This is a genomic window from Pseudomonas sp. Root562, from assembly GCF_001427125.1.
GTDB lineage: Bacteria > Pseudomonadota > Gammaproteobacteria > Pseudomonadales > Pseudomonadaceae > Aquipseudomonas.
Window position 1 is genome coordinate 63,520 of the sequence record NZ_LMGK01000026.1, and the last position, 16,476, is coordinate 79,995.

At 60.3% G+C, this 16,476-nt stretch carries 10 protein-coding genes; 4 read left to right on the top strand and 6 right to left on the bottom strand.

Annotated elements, in window-relative coordinates:
• The first annotated feature begins 396 nt into the window (after nucleotides 1–396).
• Nucleotides 397–2,667 carry a bifunctional 23S rRNA (guanine(2069)-N(7))-methyltransferase RlmK/23S rRNA (guanine(2445)-N(2))-methyltransferase RlmL gene (gene rlmKL, locus ASD60_RS27155; RefSeq protein ID WP_056856970.1) on the top strand — a complete coding sequence of 757 codons (2,271 nt, stop codon included), beginning with the start codon at nucleotides 397–399 and terminating at the stop codon, nucleotides 2,665–2,667.
• Between the two features lie 143 nt (nucleotides 2,668–2,810).
• Entirely contained in the window at nucleotides 2,811–5,204 is a 2,394-nt protein-coding gene (locus ASD60_RS27160) for a sensor domain-containing diguanylate cyclase (RefSeq protein ID WP_056856971.1), read from the top strand.
• Between the two features lie 138 nt (nucleotides 5,205–5,342).
• Here ASD60_RS27160 and dacB read toward each other — a convergent pair whose 3' ends face one another.
• Nucleotides 5,343–6,803: a D-alanyl-D-alanine carboxypeptidase/D-alanyl-D-alanine endopeptidase gene (gene dacB, locus ASD60_RS27165; RefSeq protein ID WP_056856972.1), complete on the bottom strand. Its 1,461-nt coding sequence runs from the start codon at nucleotides 6,801–6,803 to the stop codon at nucleotides 5,343–5,345.
• Nucleotides 6,804–7,037: 234 nt separating this feature from the next.
• Here dacB and ASD60_RS27170 point away from each other — a divergent pair, with 234 nt between their 5' ends.
• Nucleotides 7,038–7,382: a YggL family protein gene (locus ASD60_RS27170; RefSeq protein ID WP_007971486.1), complete on the top strand. Its 345-nt coding sequence runs from the start codon at nucleotides 7,038–7,040 to the stop codon at nucleotides 7,380–7,382.
• Between the two features lie 112 nt (nucleotides 7,383–7,494).
• Here ASD60_RS27170 and ASD60_RS27175 read toward each other — a convergent pair whose 3' ends face one another.
• The gene (locus ASD60_RS27175; RefSeq protein ID WP_056856973.1) at nucleotides 7,495–8,685 is read right to left on the bottom strand and encodes a benzoate/H(+) symporter BenE family transporter; all 1,191 of its coding nucleotides are present in this window, start codon (nucleotides 8,683–8,685) and stop codon (nucleotides 7,495–7,497) included.
• Between the two features lie 357 nt (nucleotides 8,686–9,042).
• Here ASD60_RS27175 and ASD60_RS27180 point away from each other — a divergent pair, with 357 nt between their 5' ends.
• Nucleotides 9,043–9,807: a GntR family transcriptional regulator gene (locus ASD60_RS27180; protein ID WP_056856974.1), complete on the top strand. Its 765-nt coding sequence runs from the start codon at nucleotides 9,043–9,045 to the stop codon at nucleotides 9,805–9,807.
• A 294-nt stretch (nucleotides 9,808–10,101) separates the two neighbouring features.
• On the opposite strand, the gene guaD is transcribed toward ASD60_RS27180, so the two are convergent.
• The 4 genes from guaD to xdhA form a co-directional block, all read right to left on the bottom strand.
• The gene (gene guaD / locus ASD60_RS27185; RefSeq protein ID WP_056856975.1) at nucleotides 10,102–11,406 is read right to left on the bottom strand and encodes a guanine deaminase; all 1,305 of its coding nucleotides are present in this window, start codon (nucleotides 11,404–11,406) and stop codon (nucleotides 10,102–10,104) included.
• Nucleotides 11,407–11,414: 8 nt separating this feature from the next.
• Nucleotides 11,415–12,257, bottom strand: a complete 843-nt coding sequence (gene xdhC, locus ASD60_RS27190; RefSeq protein WP_056856976.1) for a xanthine dehydrogenase accessory protein XdhC — start codon at nucleotides 12,255–12,257, stop codon at nucleotides 11,415–11,417.
• A 139-nt stretch (nucleotides 12,258–12,396) separates the two neighbouring features.
• Nucleotides 12,397–14,796: a xanthine dehydrogenase molybdopterin binding subunit gene (gene xdhB, locus ASD60_RS27195; protein ID WP_056856977.1), complete on the bottom strand. Its 2,400-nt coding sequence runs from the start codon at nucleotides 14,794–14,796 to the stop codon at nucleotides 12,397–12,399.
• Nucleotides 14,789–16,243 (bottom strand): xanthine dehydrogenase small subunit, encoded by a 1,455-nt coding sequence (gene xdhA / locus ASD60_RS27200; RefSeq protein WP_056856978.1) that lies wholly within the window; start codon nucleotides 16,241–16,243, stop codon nucleotides 14,789–14,791. The genes xdhB and xdhA overlap by 8 nt, the downstream gene beginning before the upstream one ends.
• Nucleotides 16,244–16,476 lie beyond the last annotated feature (233 nt).

The window sequence follows — 16,476 nt, forward strand, 5'->3', positions numbered from 1 at the left end:
GAGTTGAGTTCTAACCAATGCGTCACATCGAGGGAATGATCGTTTTGTCATAAGGACGTAACTGTTCATGTGCTATGGCCATAAGTAACCGCATGTTAGCTGGGTATTTTTCAGGTAAACCCCGGTATGATCGGCCCCGCACAGCATGATCAGGTTAATCCTTTGGTGAGAATGCCTCCCGTTGCCGGGAAGGACTATTCGACGAAGGGTCGACTTATGTCATTTTGTTGCATCAACTTTTTTATCTGTCCTTGCATCTAAGCTCATTTAACCCGGGCAGCAGGGGTGGAACGGCACACCTTCGTGCCACGCGGGCGCTCTTCGAGAAAAGCGCCTGATTGAAAACCGGTCCGGCAATGCGTTGTCGGGCCACTCAGCCAAAGGCTCCGAATTCTCATGTCCGATCGTTTCGAACTCTTCCTCACTTGCCCAAAAGGCCTTGAAGGCCTGCTCATCGAGGAAGCCGTCGGGCTTGGCCTTGAGGAAGCACGTGAGCACACCTCTGCCGTGCGCGGCATGGCCACCATGGAAACCGCTTATCGCCTGTGCCTGTGGTCGCGCCTGGCCAACCGGGTATTGCTGGTGCTCAAGCGTTTCCCGATGAAAGACGCCGAGGACCTCTACCACGGCGTGCTCGACATCGAGTGGCAAGACCACATGCTCAATGACGGCACCCTGGCTGTCGAATTCAGTGGTCACGGCTCGGGCATCGACAACACCCACTTCGGTGCCTTGAAGGTCAAGGATGCCATCGTCGACAAACTGCGCACCCCGCAGGGCGACCGTCCATCCATCGACAAACTCAACCCGGACCTGCGCATTCACCTGCGCCTGGATCGCGGCGAAGCGATCCTTTCCCTCGACCTCTCCGGCCACAGCCTGCACCAGCGCGGCTATCGCCTGCAGCAAGGCGCGGCGCCGCTGAAGGAAAACCTCGCGGCCGCCATCCTGATCCGTTCCGGCTGGCCACGTATCGCAGCGCAAGGTGGCGCACTGGCTGACCCGATGTGCGGTGTCGGTACCTTTCTGGTGGAAGCGGCGATGATCGCTGCTGACATCGCGCCGAACCTGCGTCGCGAGCAGTGGGGATTCACCGCCTGGCTGGGTCACGTACCGGCGCTGTGGAAAAAGCTCCATGAAGAGGCGTCCGAACGCGCCGCTGCCGGTCTGGCCAAGCCACCGTTGTGGATTCGCGGTTACGAAGCCGACCCGCGTCTGATTCAGCCGGGCCGCAACAACGTCGAGCGTGCCGGCCTCAGCGAGTGGATCAAGATCTATCAGGGCGAAGTCGCGACTTTCGAGCCGCGTCCGGATCAAAACCAGAAAGGCCTGGTGATCTGCAACCCTCCATACGGCGAGCGACTGGGCGACGAGGCGAGCCTGCTCTACCTTTACCAGAACCTCGGCGAGCGTCTGCGTCAGGCCTGTCTGAACTGGGAAGCCGCCGTCTTTACCGGCGCGCCGGATCTGGGCAAGCGCATGGGCATCCGCAGCCACAAGCAGTATTCGTTCTGGAACGGCGCCTTGCCGTGCAAGCTGCTGTTGATCAAGGTGCTGCCCGACCAGTTCGTCACAGGCGAGCGTCGTACCCCGGAACAGCGTCAGGCCGAACGGGAGCAAGCGGCCTATGACGAGGCGCCGAGCGAGCCGCAAGAGCGCAAGTACAACAAAAACGGCAACCCGATCAAACCCGTGCCGGCGCCGGCCCCGGTGGTCGAGCAGCCGCGCCTGAGCGAAGGCGGGCAGATGTTTGCCAACCGCCTGCAAAAAAACCTCAAGGCCTTGGGCAAGTGGGTCAAGCGCGAAGGCATCGACTGCTATCGCGTGTACGATGCCGACATGCCGGAATATTCCATGGCCATCGACCTGTATCACGATTGGGTCCACGTCCAGGAATACGCCGCGCCGAAATCCATCGATCCGGAAAAAGCCTCGGCGCGGATGTTCGATGCCCTGGCCGCCATTCCGCAGGCTTTGAACATCGACAAGAGCCGCGTGGTGGTCAAACGCCGCGAGCGTCAGAGTGGCACCAAGCAATATGAACGCCAGGCGGCTCAGGGGAAGTTCGTCGAGGTCAACGAAGGTGGCGTGAAGCTGTTGGTCAACCTCACCGATTACCTGGATACCGGCCTGTTCCTCGACCACCGTCCTATGCGCATGCGCATTCAGAAAGAGGCGGCCGGCAAGCGCTTCCTCAATCTGTTCTGCTACACCGCCACGGCCAGCGTGCACGCGGCCAAGGGCGGTGCACGCAGCACCACCAGCGTCGACCTGTCGAAAACCTATCTTGACTGGGCGCGTCGCAATCTGTCGCTGAACGGTTTTTCCGACAAGAACCGTCTGGAGCAGGGCGATGTAATGGCCTGGCTGGACGCCTGTCGTGACGAATACGATCTGATCTTCATTGACCCGCCGACATTCTCCAACTCCAAGCGCATGGAAGGGATTTTCGACGTGCAACGCGATCAGGTGCAGTTGATCGATCTGGCGATGGCTCGGCTGGCGCCGGGCGGGGTGTTGTACTTCTCCAACAACTTCCGCAAGTTCGAGCTGGAGCCCAACCTCAGCGAGCGCTACGCGGTCGAAGAGATTACCGCCCAGACCATCGATCCGGATTTTTCCCGCAACGCCAAGATTCACCGCGCCTGGAAAATCACGGCCCGTTGATATCTGAAGGGGTTGGATCCACAGAGCCTTGATTTTAAAAGGCTCTGTGGATTCTTTCTGTACTGGTCAAATTAGTGGCTAATAGCTATAACTCAACTCAGGGCCAAAGGGCTTTCCCGCACCTGGCGTTTTGAGTTGCGTTTATGTCGTTGCACGCCGTGCGCCCAAAAATCCTGGGTTTTATCAGCGAAGATGTCTCGGCCTGGCTGGTCGCGCTTCTGGTTTTGCTTGTCGGCGGGATTCTCACGGGCTTGCTGGCATGGTCGACCCTCAATCTGTTTCACCAGCAATTGCGGCAACGCTTCCAACTGCTGGCCAGTGAGCGTTATAGCCGTATCGAAGAACGCTTCCAAGATCAGGAGCAGCGCCTCGATGGCCTGCGCCGGTTCTTCGCCAACTCCGATTCGGTCTCCCGAGAGGAGTTCAACGGCTATACCCTTCCGTTATTGCATCGGACCCAGGCGTATTCGTTTGCGCAACGGGTGAGCCGTGACGAACGTGCGGCGTTCGAACGCCGTGTTCGTGATGAAGGCTTGAGCAGTTTTGCTTTTCGCGAGCTCAACGCCGACGGCCAGTTGCAACTGGCTGGCGAGCGGGACGAGTACGTGGTGGTGCTGTTCAGCCAGACGCAAAGCAAACTCGGTGCGCCGCTCGGTTACGATTTGCTGGCCCAGCCGTTGCGTCGTGCCACATTGCAGCGAGCGGACCAGAGTGGCCAGATGGCCGTCTCGCAACCGATGCATCTGGTGAGTATCGAGCCGGCGTATGCGCGGGGCGTGCTGCTGGTCGCTCCGGTCATGTCGGGCAACAGTCCGACGACGACCAAACCATTCGGTTATGTCATGGCCGTGATCAGCATGCGCCAATTGCTGGCGGACGGCTTGCCGGAAGCGGGGCGTGACTATCTGTCAGTGCGCATCCTCGATCTGTCCATCGATGATCAGCATGAAGTGCTGTATGAATCGCCAAACACAGCGGCCGTCAGCGAGTTGTCGGCGACCCGGCTGTTGCGAATGGCCGATCATGATTACCAGGTCGACATCCAGCCCAGCGAAGCGTTTCTCAAGGCCAACCACTCATCGGTGACCACGCTGGTGGTGCTCGGTGGTTCGCTCAGCATGCTGCTCAGTGCCTTGCTATACGTACTGGTCAGCCAGCGGCAGCGAGCGCTGAAGATGGTTGAGCAAAGGACCGAAGAGTTGCGCGCTCGGGAGCAGGAACTGCGTGGCACCCACGGCCAGTTGCGCGGCGTGCTGAACGCGGCGACCCAGGTGGCGATCATCGCCACGGATTTGCGGGGCGTGATCAGCACCTTTAACGCCGGAGCCGAACAGATGCTCGGCTACACCGCCGCCGAAGTGGTTGGGCACATGACCCTGGAAAACCTGCACTTGCCCCGGGAACTGGCGGCACGCTCGGCAGAACTTAGCGCACGTTTCGGCAAACCGGTCCCGACCTGCCATGCAATGTTGGTCGAGGGCGGCGAAGGCACCGGGCACGAGGCGCGGGAATGGACGCTGGTGCGGGGGGACGGCAGCCATTTGATCGTCAACATGCTGGCGACTCCGGTGCTTGATGAGCAAGGCCTGTGGGTCGGCCATCTGGCGGTGTGCATCGATATCACCGAACGCAAACGCGTGCATGAAGCCCTCGCAGCGCGGGACTTGTTATTGAAGAAGCTCAGTGCCCATGTGCCCGGCGGCATCTATCAATTCAAGATGGAATTCGACGGACGCTTCAGCGTCATCTATGCCAGCGATGGCATTCGTGAAATCTACGAGCTCGAACCGGACGTTTTGCTACTCAATGCCGAAGCGATCTTCACGCGCATCCATCCCCAGGACACCACCCGTGTGCGCGCCTCCATTCGCGCTTCGGCGGACACCCTCAGCCCTTGGCGCGAGGAGTATCGCGTGCAGCTGCCACAGCGCGGTTTGCGCTGGGTACGCGGCGAGGCGACGCCGGAAGAGCTGCCCGGCGGCGGCGTGCTCTGGCATGGCTACATCTCGGATATTTCCGACATGAAGCGGGTGGAAGAAGAGCTGCGGGCGCTGTCGATCACCGACTCCCTCACCGGTATTCACAACCGGCGCTATTTCCAGGAGCGTCTGACCACCGAAATGGCCCGGGTCGAGCGTGGTAGCGGCGAACTGTCGGTGATCATGCTCGACATTGACCACTTCAAGCGCATCAATGACCAGCATGGGCATGCCGTGGGTGATCGGGTGTTGCAGATCGTCTGCGAGCGCATTGGCAATCGGCTGCGCCGCACGGATGTATTTTGTCGATTGGGTGGCGAAGAGTTCATGGTGCTGTGCCCGGGCATTAACGGTGAGCACGCGCATGTACTGGCCCTGGAGCTGTGGCAAGGCTTGCGCAGTTCGCCGATCGACGAGGTCGGGGTCGTCACTGCGAGTTTCGGGATTGCCAGTTGGCGAGTCGGCGAGGGCGCGGACGCGCTGCTGTTAAGGGCGGACTCGGGGGTGTATGCGGCGAAGCAGGCGGGCAGGGACCGGGTGCAGGGCGAGACGAATTGATATGCGCTGTACGCATACCCTGTCGGAGCCAAGCTTGCTCGCGATGGCGGTCTGTCAGTCACATTCATGTTGAATGTGCTGCCGCTATCGCGAGCAGGTTTTGCTCCTACAGGGAATCTCTGCAGCCTCTGCAGCCGATTAGAGCGCCGAAGCGGTCTGCGCCAGTTTCGGCTGGCGGTACAAGTCCAGCAGCACTTGGTCGAGCACCGATGATGCACCGAATGGCGCCTTGTCGTTGAGGATCGCCACGACGGCCCAGGTGTTGCCGTTGACGTCTCGGCTGAAACCGGCGATGGCGCGCACGGTGTTCAGGGTGCCGGTCTTGACGTGGGCTTCGCCGCGCATCGCGGTGGTCTTCAGGCGCTTGCGCATGGTGCCGTCGGTGCCGGCAATCGGCATCGAGCTGATGTACTCGGCGGCGTAAGGGCTGCGCCAGGCGGCCTGCAGCATCGAAGCCATTTCCCGGGCGCTGACGCGTTCGAAACGGGACAGTCCGGAACCGTTCTCCATCACCAGGTGCGGCGCGGTAATGCCTTTCTTCGCCAGCCACTGGCGTACGACCCGCTGTGCCGCCTTGGCATCGTCACCGTCGGCATCGGTACGGTATTTCTGCCCCAGGCTCAGGAACAGCTGCTGGGCCATGGTGTTGTTACTGTATTTGTTGATATCGCGGATGATTTCCGCCAGATCCGGCGAAAATGCCCGCGCCAGCACTTTGGCGTCTTTCGGCGTTGGCGCCAGCACATCCTTGCCCTGGATGCTGCCGCCCAGTTCTTTCCAGATCGCTCGCACGGCACCGGCCGTGTAAGTCGCGTGATCAAGCAGCGACAAGTAAGTCTGTGAACTGCAACCTTCGCCCAGCTGGCCGCCGACGGTCACCGTCACGCTGCCATCGGCCTGGGGCACCGGGTTGTAGCGCACACCGCCGGTACATTGCTTGGAGTTGAGAGCCTTGACCTGATTGTCGATGCGAATGCTGGCAATGGGTGGTTCCACCGAAACCAGCACCTTGCCCGAGTCATTGCGCGCGACAAAGCGCAAGGCCTTGAGGTTGACCAGCAACGCATCGGGTTTGACCAGGAACGGCTTGTTCTCGTCATTGCCGTCGTCATTGAATTCGGGCAATTGCGGTTGCACGAAGAAATTCTTGTCCAGCACCAGATCGCCGGTGACCTGGGTCACGCCGTTGGCGCGCAAGTCACGCATCAACAGCCAGAGTTTTTCCATGTTCAGCTTCGGATCACCACCACCCTTGAGGTAGAGATTGCCATTGAGGATACCTCCACTGAGGGTGCCGTCGGTGTAGAACTCGGTTTTCCACTGATGGTTCGGGCCGAGCATTTCCAGGGCCGCGTAAGTGGTCACCAGCTTCATGGTCGACGCCGGGTTGACCGATACGTCGGCGTTGAAAATAGTCGGAGTGCCCGGGCCGTTGAGCGGAATCATCACCAGCGACAGGGCGTTGTCCTGCAGCTTGCTGGCCTTGAGGGCTTTTTGGACGTTGGGAGACAAAGAGGTGTTGATCGGGTCAGCGCAAACAGGAAGGGCCAGGGGAAGCAACAGGCCGGCCAGCAATAAAGGACGTAACGATTTGATCATGTGAAATAGAACCCTGCAGCCGAGGGGAAAAAAAACGAGGGCATGAAGATAAATTCCCCCAGTGGTCATGAAAGTGTCGGCATTATGCCCCAAGGCGTCACGGCTTGTGCCGTGCCTTGACCATCCAATCGGCTATTTTTTTACCGGCGGTAGCCCTTGCGGCCCACTGAGTCGGGCAATCGGCGGCTTAAACTGCTAAAGTGCCGGCCGTTATTACTTAAGAGGATTGTTCCAATGGCGACTAACCGTTCCCAGCGTCTGCGCAAAAAACTGTGCGTCGATGAATTTCAAGAGCTGGGTTTCGAACTGAACCTGGATTTCAAAGAAGATTTGGCTGATGAAGCCATTGATGCTTTCCTCGACGCGTTCCTCAAAGAAGCCATGGAAGCCAACGGTCTGGGCTATGTTGGCGGCGACGACTACGGTCTGGTTTGCCTGCAGAAGCGTGGCTCGGTCAGCGCTGAACAGCGCGCCGCCGTTGAAGCCTGGCTCAAAGGCCGCACCGAGCTGACCAGCGTTGAAGTCAGCCCGCTGCTGGACGTCTGGTATCCGGAAAAGCCGATCAATCCGGTAGCTTGATGTTCTGAAAACGGCGACCCGAGGGTCGCCGTTTTTTTATACCTGTTTTTTGTGCGCACATGGCTTGATGAACCGTTCGCTGTAGGAGCGAGGCTTGCCCGCGAAAGCGCCCTCAAACCTTGCGCCAGTTCAGAATCAGCAGCGTCACGACCCCCGCCACAATCCCCCAGAATGCCGAACCAATGGAAAACAGCGTCAGCCCCGACGCCGTGACCATGAAGGTAATCAGCGCCGCCTCACGTTCCTTCACTTCGCTCATGGCAATGCTCAAGCCATTGATGATCGAGCCGAACAACGCCAGCGCGGCTATCGACAACACCAGTTCCTTTGGCAGCGCCGCAAACAGCGCTGCCAGTGTCGCGCCGAATACCCCGGCAATCCCGTAGAAAATTCCGCACCAGACAGCGGCGGTGTAGCGCTTGGTGCGATCCTCGTGGGCATGCGGCCCGGTGCAGATGGCCGCGCTGATCGCCGCCAGGTTGATGCCGTGGGAGCCGAACGGCGCCAGCAGCAGCGAAGCGATACCGGTGGTGGTAATCAGCGGCGAGGCCGGTACGTTGTAGCCGTCGGCGCGTAGTACGGCGATACCGGGCATGTTTTGCGAGGTCATCGCCACCACGAACAGCGGAATGCCGATGCTGATCGTTGCGGCCAGGGAGAAGTGCGGGGTGGTCCAGACCGGCGTGGCCACTTCCAGGTGGAAACCGCTGAAATCCAGCAGCCCCATGAACCCGGACAACGCTGTACCGATCAACAGCGCGGCCAGTACCGCGTAACGCGGTGACAGGCGCTTGACCAGCAGATAAGTGGCAAACATGCCCAGGACCAGCGCCGTGCGATGCTGGGCGGCGACGAAGATCTCGCTGCCGATCTTGAACAGGATGCCCGCCAGCAGCGCGGCCGCCAAAGAAGCCGGAATCTTTTTGACCAGGCGTTCGAAGCTGCCGGTGAGACCGCAAATCGTCACCAGCACGGCACAGGTTATATAGGCGCCGATGGCTTCGCCGTAGGACACGCCGCCCAGGCTGGTGATCAGCAGGGCGGCGCCCGGGGTCGACCAGGCAATCGTGATGGGCGTGCGATAGCGCAAGGACAGGCCGATCGAGCACACTGCCATGCCAATCGAGATCGCCCAGATCCACGACGAAATCTGCCCGCTGGTCAGGCCGGCCGCTTGCCCGGCCTGGAACATCAGCACCAGTGAACTGGTATAGCCAGTCATCATCGCGATGAACCCGGCGACGATGGCCGATGGTGACGTATCGGCCAAGGGGCGTAGCTGAGTGTGCGTGGCGTCGGTCATGACGATGGTGTTCCTTGGTTCAGAGGACTATGTCCGAGGCCACCCGGTCCCTGTAGGAGCCGAGCTTGCTCGCGATGACGGCGTGTCAGTCGACAGTGTTTTCGAAAATGAAATCGCTATCGCGAGCAAGCTTTGCTCCTACGGGGGCGTGTGCGGGCTGCGGATTCTGTGATCAAGCCTAAACTCAAACGTAATGGATCGTTGCGATACAGCGGATGTGACAAACAGCCGTACAGTCGTGTTGCCACCATCCATTGTGTACAATCGCAGTGTTTTTTACGCGATACTTGCCAGCGACCCACTGTGCCGTATTACAGTCACGGTCAATTCGCCGCAGTTCTTCCGACTCGAGTGCCCATGAACGAACAGTTGCAACCCCTAAAGAAACAACCGCGAGCAGGCAAAGCCGGCCGTAGCGGTACCCAGGACGATATTGTCTACGCGCATATCTTCGAGGCCATCCTCGAACAGCGCCTGGCGCCCGGCACCAAGTTGAGCGAAGAAGCGCTGGGGGAAATTTTCGGGGTCAGCCGCACCATCATTCGCCGCGCCTTGTCGCGCCTGGCCCATGAAAGCGTGGTGCTGTTGCGTCCGAACCGCGGTGCCGTGGTCGCCAGCCCGAGTGTCGAAGAGGCTCGGCAGGTGTTCATGGCCCGCCGTCTGGTGGAGCGAGCGATTACGGAATTGGCGGTCCAGCACGCCACCGCCGAGCAGATCGCCGAGTTGCGCCAAATGGTCAACGACGAACGCGACAGTTTTTCCCGTGGCGATCGTGGTGCGGGTATCCGTCTGTCGGGTGAGTTCCACCTGAAACTGGCCGAAGCGGCGAAAAACGCGCCGTTGATCAGTTTCCAGCGCAGCCTCGTGTCGCAGACCTCGCTGATCATTGCCCAGTATGAAAGCGGCAACCGTTCCCACTGCTCTTATGACGAGCACACCCAGTTGATCGACGCCATCGAAGCGCGCAATGGTGAACTGGCGGTAGACCTGATGATGCATCACATGGATCACATCGACAGCAAGCTCAACCTCGATGAGGAAAGTGCTTCGGATGACCTGCATGCGGTGTTCTCGCACTTGTTGCAGACCAAGAAGCCAGGGCGATCGACTGCCAAGCTCTGACTTCCTGATACTGATCGTTCCCACGCTCTGCGTGGGAATGCCTCAATGGACGCTTCGCGTCCGCTTCGGCAGGAACGCGGAGCGTCCCGGGCTGCATTCCCACGCGGAGCGTGGGAACGATCAAATCGCTGGCAAGCCAGCTCCCACAGGGACCGAGCTGAATTGGATCGTTGGATTGGATCGTTCCCATGCTCTGCGTGGGAATGCCTCTAGGGACGCTCCGCGTCCAGTGACGCGGAGCGTCACGGGCTGCGTTCCCACGCAGAGCGTGGGAACGATCATGCACGCAATGCCTTAGCGCTGATGCACCAGATTCCCCGCCGCATAGGTCTGCAACACCGTCCGGTCATCCCCCAGCGTCATCAACACAAACAACGTTTCGGCGATGTTATTGGCCTGCTTCAGGCGATAGCCCAGCAGCGGCGTGGCGTTGTAGTCGAGCACCAGGAAGTCGGCGTCGGTACCCGGTTGCAGATTGCCGATCTTGTCTTCCAGGCGCAATGCGCGGGCACCGCCGAGGGTGGCCAGGTACAGCGACTTGAACGGGCTCAGGCGCGCACCTTGCAGTTGCATGACCTTGTAGGCCTCGTTGAGGGTTTGCAGCAGCGAGAAACTGGTGCCGCCGCCGACATCGGTGCCGATGCCGACATTGAGTTTGTGCTTCTCGGCCATCGGCAGATTGAACAGGCCGCTACCGAGGAAGAAGTTCGAAGTCGGGCAGAACGAGATGGCCGAACCGGTTTCCGCCAGGCGCGCGCACTCTTCATCGCACAGGTGCACGCCGTGGGCGAACACCGAGCGTTCACCGAGCAATTGGTAGTGATCGTAGACGTCCAGGTAGCCCTTGCGCTCCGGGAACAGCGCCTTGACCCACTCGATTTCCTTGAGGTTTTCGCTGATGTGGGTCTGCATGTACAGATCCGGGTATTCGCTCAGCAACTGGCCGGCCAGGGTCAGTTGTTCCGGGGTGCTGGTCGGGGCGAAGCGTGGAGTCACGGCGTAGTGCAGGCGACCCTTGCCGTGCCAGCGCTCGATCAACGCTTTGCTTTCGAGGTAGCTCGATTCAGCGGTATCGGTCAGGTAGTCCGGGGCGTTGCGGTCCATCATCACCTTGCCGGCGATCATCCGCAGGTCGAGCTGCTCGGCCGCTTCAAAGAACGAGTTCACCGATTGCGGATGTACGCTGCCGAAAACCAGTGCCGTCGTGGTGCCGTTGCGCAGCAATTCCTTGATGAAAATGTCCGCGACTTCGTCGGCATGGGCCTTGTCGGCGAACTGGCTTTCGCACGGGAAGGTGTAAGTGTTGAGCCAGTCCAGCAATTGTTCACCGTAGGCACCGACCATGCCGGTTTGTGGCAGGTGGATGTGGGTGTCGATAAAGCCGGGGGTAATCAACGCGTCCTGATAATGGGTGATTTCGATGTCTGCCGGCAGCGTCGGCAGCAAATCACTGGCGTGGCCAAGTGCGCTGATTTTGCCGTTATCAACCACCAGCAAGCCGTCCTCGAAATATTCATACGAGGCTTCGATGCCAACGATGGCAGGGTCGGCGATGCTGTGCAGGATGGCGGCGCGGTAGGCTTTGCGAGTCAGTGGCATGAGCGTTCTCAATGGGAGGCTTGGCTGCGGCGTGACGCAGGCAGCAGTTTGGCAATCGATCCGGCGCTGGCGGTGTGCTGGCCGAAGTTCGCGTTGTAAGTGGCGATGATCTCGCCGGCGATGGAGATGGCGATTTCCACAGGCAACTTGCCTTTGACTTCGCCGATGCCCATCGGGCAGCGCATGCGTTGCACGACGCTGCTGTCGAAGCCGCGATCACGCAGACGATGTTCGAACTTGACCCGTTTGGTCTTCGAACCGATCAGGCCGAAGTAGGCGAAATCGTTGCGCTTGAGAATCGCGGCGGTGAGTTCGAGGTCGAGCTGGTGATTGTGGGTCATGACGATGCAGTAGCTGCCGGCGGGCAGGTCGTCGATTTCATCCACCGGTTCTTCGGCAACGATCTTGCGAACGCCGTGGGGGATCTGCTCGGGAAACTCATCGTCGCGTGAGTCGATCCAGCGCACGCGGCAGGGCAGGCTGGAGAGCAATGGCACCAGCGCCCGGCCGACGTGGCCGGCGCCGAACACAGCGATTTGCGCTTGCACCTGGCCCATCGGTTCAAACAGCAAAACGGTGGCACCGCCGCAGCACTGACCAAGGCTGGCACCGAGGCTGAAACGCTCCAGATGCGTATCCTGCTTGCCGCTGGCGAGCATCTCGCGAGCGATCTGCATGGCCTTGTATTCCAGGTGCCCGCCACCGATGGTGTCGAAGGCCTGACGGGCGCTGATGACCATCTTCGAGCCGGCATTGCGCGGAGTCGAGCCGAGCTCTTCGATGATCGTCACCAACACGCAGGGCTCACCCTGGTTTTGCAGGTCGGCGAGGGCGTCGATCCAGTTGTACATGTTTCACCTCGACATCTGTCTGTCAGATCGTTCCCACGCTCCGCGTGGGAATGCATCACTGGACGCTCCGCGTCCGCTGTTCAGGATGCGACGCGGAGCGTCGCCGGCTGCATTCCCACGCAGAGCGTGGGAACGATCATCAGAGCGAAGCCAGTTCGGTTTCAGCCTCAACAGCCTTCGCCGCCTTCAACTGGCGCATCTGCTCGCAACCCCACAACACCCGTTCCGGCGTCGCCGGAGCGTCGATCTTCGGTTGATGCTTGTAGTCACCCAGGCTCGCCACGGCGTCTTTGATCGCACACCACGCGGCGATGCCGAGCATGAACGGCGGCTCACCCACGGCCTTGGAATGGAACACCGTGTCTTCCGGGTTCTTGCGGTTTTCCACCAGCTTCACCCGCAGGTCCAGCGGCATGTCCGCCACGGCCGGGATCTTGTAACTGGCCGGGCCGTTGGTCATCAGCTTGCCCTTGTTGTTCCACACCAGCTCTTCCATGGTCAGCCAACCCATGCCCTGGATGAAACCACCCTCGACCTGACCAATGTCGATGGCCGGGTTCAACGACGCGCCGACGTCGTGGAGGATGTCGGTGCGCAGCATCTTGTATTCGCCGGTGAGGGTGTCCACCAGCACTTCGCAGCACGCCGCACCGAAGGCGAAGTAGTAGAACGGACGGCCACGGGCCTGGCTGCGGTCATAGTAGATTTTCGGCGTCTTGTAGAAGCCGGTGCTCGATAGAGATACCTGGGCGAAATAGGCCTGCTGTATCAACGCTTCGAAAGTCAGGATGTGGTCGCGAACCCGCACGTGGCCGTTGTGGAATTCGACGTCCTCTTCGCTGACCTTGTATTGGCGGGCGGCGAATTCCACCAGGCGCTGCTTGATGGTTTCGGCGGCGTTCTGCGCGGCTTTGCCGTTCAGGTCGGCGCCACTGGACGCTGCGGTCGGCGAGGTGTTCGGTACCTTGTCAGTGTTGGTCGCAGTGATTTGCACGCGGTCCATTTCCACCTGGAACACTTCGGCCACGACCTGCGCGACCTTGGTGTTCAAGCCCTGGCCCATTTCGGTGCCACCGTGGTTCAAATGGATGCTTCCGTCGGTGTAGACGTGCACCAGGGCGCCGGCCTGGTTGAGGAAGCTGGCGGTGAAGGAAATGCCGAATTTCACCGGAGTCAGCGCCAGGCCTTTCTTCAGGATCGGACTGTTGGCGTTGTAGCGACGGATCGCTTCGCGGCGCTCGGCGTACTGACTGCTTTCTTCCAGTTCGGCGGTCATTTCCTCGAGCATGTTGTGCTCTACGGTCTGGTAGTAATGGGTAACGTTGCGCTCGGTCTTGCCGTAGTAGTTGGCTTTGCGCACGGCCAGCGGATCGAGGGCCAGATGCCGGGCGATGGCGTCCATCACTTCTTCGATGGCGACCATGCCTTGCGGGCCGCCGAAACCACGGTAAGCAGTGTTCGACGCGGTATTGGTCTTGCAGCGGTGACCGTTGATGGTCGCATCGCCCAGGTAATACGAGTTGTCGGAGTGGAACATCGCGCGGTCGACGATCGAGGCCGACAGATCTGGCGAGCAACCGCAGTTGCCGGCCAGTTCCAGGGCGATGCCGTGCAGGCGGCCGGTGCTGTCGAAGCCGACGTCGTACTCGACATAGAACGGGTGACGCTTGCCGGTCATCAGCATGTCTTCGACGCGCGGCAGGCGCATCTTGGTCGGCTGGCCGGTCAGGTGCGCGATCACCGCGCACAGGCACGCCGGGCTCGCCGCCTGGGTTTCCTTGCCGCCGAAACCACCGCCCATGCGGCGCATGTCGACGACGATCTTGTTCATCGACACGTCCAGCACTTCAGCCACCAGCTTCTGCACTTCGGTGGGGTTTTGCGTGGAGCAGTAGACGATCATGCCGCCGTCTTCGGTTGGCATCACCGAAGAGATCTGGGTTTCCAGATAGAAATGCTCCTGGCCGCCGATGTGCAGCGTGCCCTGGATGCGATGTTCGGCGGTGGCCAGCGCCGTGGCTGAATCGCCGCGCTGATGGGTGTGGCTGTCGAGCACGAAGTGGCGTTTGCGCAGGGCTTCGACCACGTCAAGCACGGGTTCCAGGTCTTCGTATTCGATGATTGCGGCCATCGCTGCCTTGCGGGCGGTTTCCAGATCCTTGGCGGCCACGGCCAGCACCGGCTGCCCGACGAACTGCACGTCATCAATGGCCAGGAGCGGATCACCGGGCAACAGTGGGCCGATGTCTTTCAGGCCTGGTACGTCTTCGTGGGTGATGGCGATGCGCACGCCCTCGAAGGCGTAGCAAGGCTGGGTGTCGATGCTGATGATCTTCGCGTGGGCGCGGTCCGACAGGCGCGCGTAAACGTGCAACTGGTTGGGAAACTCCAGGCGATCATCGATGTACTGCGCTTCACCGGACACATGCTTGGCCGCGCTGTCGTGCTTGACGCTGCGACCGACACCGGTGGTCAGGTCCTTGGCGAACAGTTCAGCCAGTTCGGCCTGGGTCTTCTCTACGGCGTGATGATTAGACATAAGCGGTCACCCGAGTCTCGATGTGCGGTGTTTGCAGTTCGATGAAGTATTTGCGCAGCAGGTTTTGCGCGCTGAGCAGGCGATATTCCTTGCTGGCGCGAAAATCCGAGAGCGGCGTGAAATCTTCGGCCAGTGCGGTGCAGGCGCGTTCGATGGTGGCATGGTTGAACGGCGAGCCGAGCAGCGCCGCTTCACAGGCTGCGGCACGTTTCGGAATGGCCGCCATGCCGCCGAACGCGACGCGTGCTTGCGCGACGATGCCGTTTTCCAGGCGAATGTTGAAGGCGGCGCACACGGCAGAGATGTCGTCGTCCAGGCGCTTGGAGACTTTGTAGGCGCGGAACAGATTCTCGACGCTGGCGCGGGGCACGATGATCTTCTCGATGAACTCGCTTTCCTGGCGCGCGGTCACGCGGTAATCGATGAAGTAGTCCTCCAGCGCCAGGGTACGGCGGGTTTCGCCTTTGCACAGAACGATTTGCGCGCCGAGGGCGATCAACAGCGGAGGCGAATCGCCGATGGGCGAGGCATTGCCGATGTTGCCGCCCAGCGTGCCCTGGTTGCGGATCTGCAAGGACGCGAAACGCTGCAGCAGTTCGCCGAAATCCGGGTATTCAGCCTTCAAGGCTTCATAGCAATCGGAGAGGGCGGTGGCGGCACCGATTTCCAGGCGGTCGTCGAAACGCTCGATGCGCTTCATTTCGGCGACGTTGCCGACATAGATCATCACCGGCAGGGTGCGGTGGAACTGCGTGACTTCCAGCGCCAAGTCCGTACCGCCGGCCAGCAAGCGGGCCTGCGGGTAAGCGTCGTAGAGATCGGCCAGGTCGGCCACGGTCAGCGGCACCAGGCAGCGTTTGTCGCCGCTGTTGAGTTCGCCGATGTCGGTCGGTGCGATGGCTTTCAAGCGGGCAATGGTGTCCGCTTCACGCGCATCGAACTGATCCGGTTGTTTACCGCAGCAGGATTGTTCGGCGGCTTCGAGAATCGGCCGATAGCCGGTGCAACGGCAGAGGTTGCCGGCCAGGGCTTCGTGGGCTTTGTGGGAATCGGGCGCTTCGCTGTTCTTTTGCAGGGCGAACAACGACATCACGAAGCCCGGTGTGCAGAAGCCGCACTGTGAGCCGTGGCACTCGACCATGGCTTTCTGCACGCTGTGCAGTTCACCTTTGTGCTTGAGGTCTTCAACGCTGATGAGTTGTTTGCCATGCAGTGACGAAACGAAAGTCAGGCATGAGTTGAGGCTGCGATAACGGATGTGTTCGCGACCGGTGTCATCCGTCTGCAATTCGCCGACCACCACGGTGCACGCGCCGCAGTCACCGCTGGCGCAGCCTTCTTTGGTGCCGGGCTTGCCCACATGGTCGCGCAAATAGTTGAGCACGGTCAGGTTCGGGTCCAGGGCGTGCTCGCTACGGAGTTCCTGGTTTAGTAAAAACTGGATCACGGAAGGCCTCGCAGACTCATTATTGTTGTTAACCGATGTGACCGAATTTAGCAGGTCTGACTTTTCGGTCAATGATTTTCTGACTTAAAGGTCAGGAAAATGCATTTTGTCGACTCACAACTGTTTCTTCATTATTGACCCTCGCAGGCCAGCCTGCTTTTTGCTTGAATCGTGCCAAAACCCCCGCCAGGGCTGTGCGCCATGACGTATCAATTGCGCTACACTGCGCCGCT

Bases quoted from the DNA above. Each gene is read 5' to 3' on its own strand.
- ASD60_RS27160 (WP_056856971.1), top strand. From the start codon at position 2,811: ATGTCGTTGCACGCCGTGCGCCCAAAAATCCTGGGTTTTATCAGCGAA.
- rlmKL (WP_056856970.1), top strand. From the start codon at position 397: ATGTCCGATCGTTTCGAACTCTTCCTCACTTGCCCAAAAGGCCTTGAA.
- ASD60_RS27170 (WP_007971486.1), top strand. From the start codon at position 7,038: ATGGCGACTAACCGTTCCCAGCGTCTGCGCAAAAAACTGTGCGTCGAT.
- xdhB (WP_056856977.1), bottom strand. From the start codon at position 14,796: ATGTCTAATCATCACGCCGTAGAGAAGACCCAGGCCGAACTGGCTGAA.
- ASD60_RS27175 (WP_056856973.1), bottom strand. From the start codon at position 8,685: ATGACCGACGCCACGCACACTCAGCTACGCCCCTTGGCCGATACGTCA.
- dacB (WP_056856972.1), bottom strand. From the start codon at position 6,803: ATGATCAAATCGTTACGTCCTTTATTGCTGGCCGGCCTGTTGCTTCCC.
- ASD60_RS27180 (WP_056856974.1), top strand. From the start codon at position 9,043: ATGAACGAACAGTTGCAACCCCTAAAGAAACAACCGCGAGCAGGCAAA.
- guaD (WP_056856975.1), bottom strand. From the start codon at position 11,406: ATGCCACTGACTCGCAAAGCCTACCGCGCCGCCATCCTGCACAGCATC.
- xdhC (WP_056856976.1), bottom strand. From the start codon at position 12,257: ATGTACAACTGGATCGACGCCCTCGCCGACCTGCAAAACCAGGGTGAG.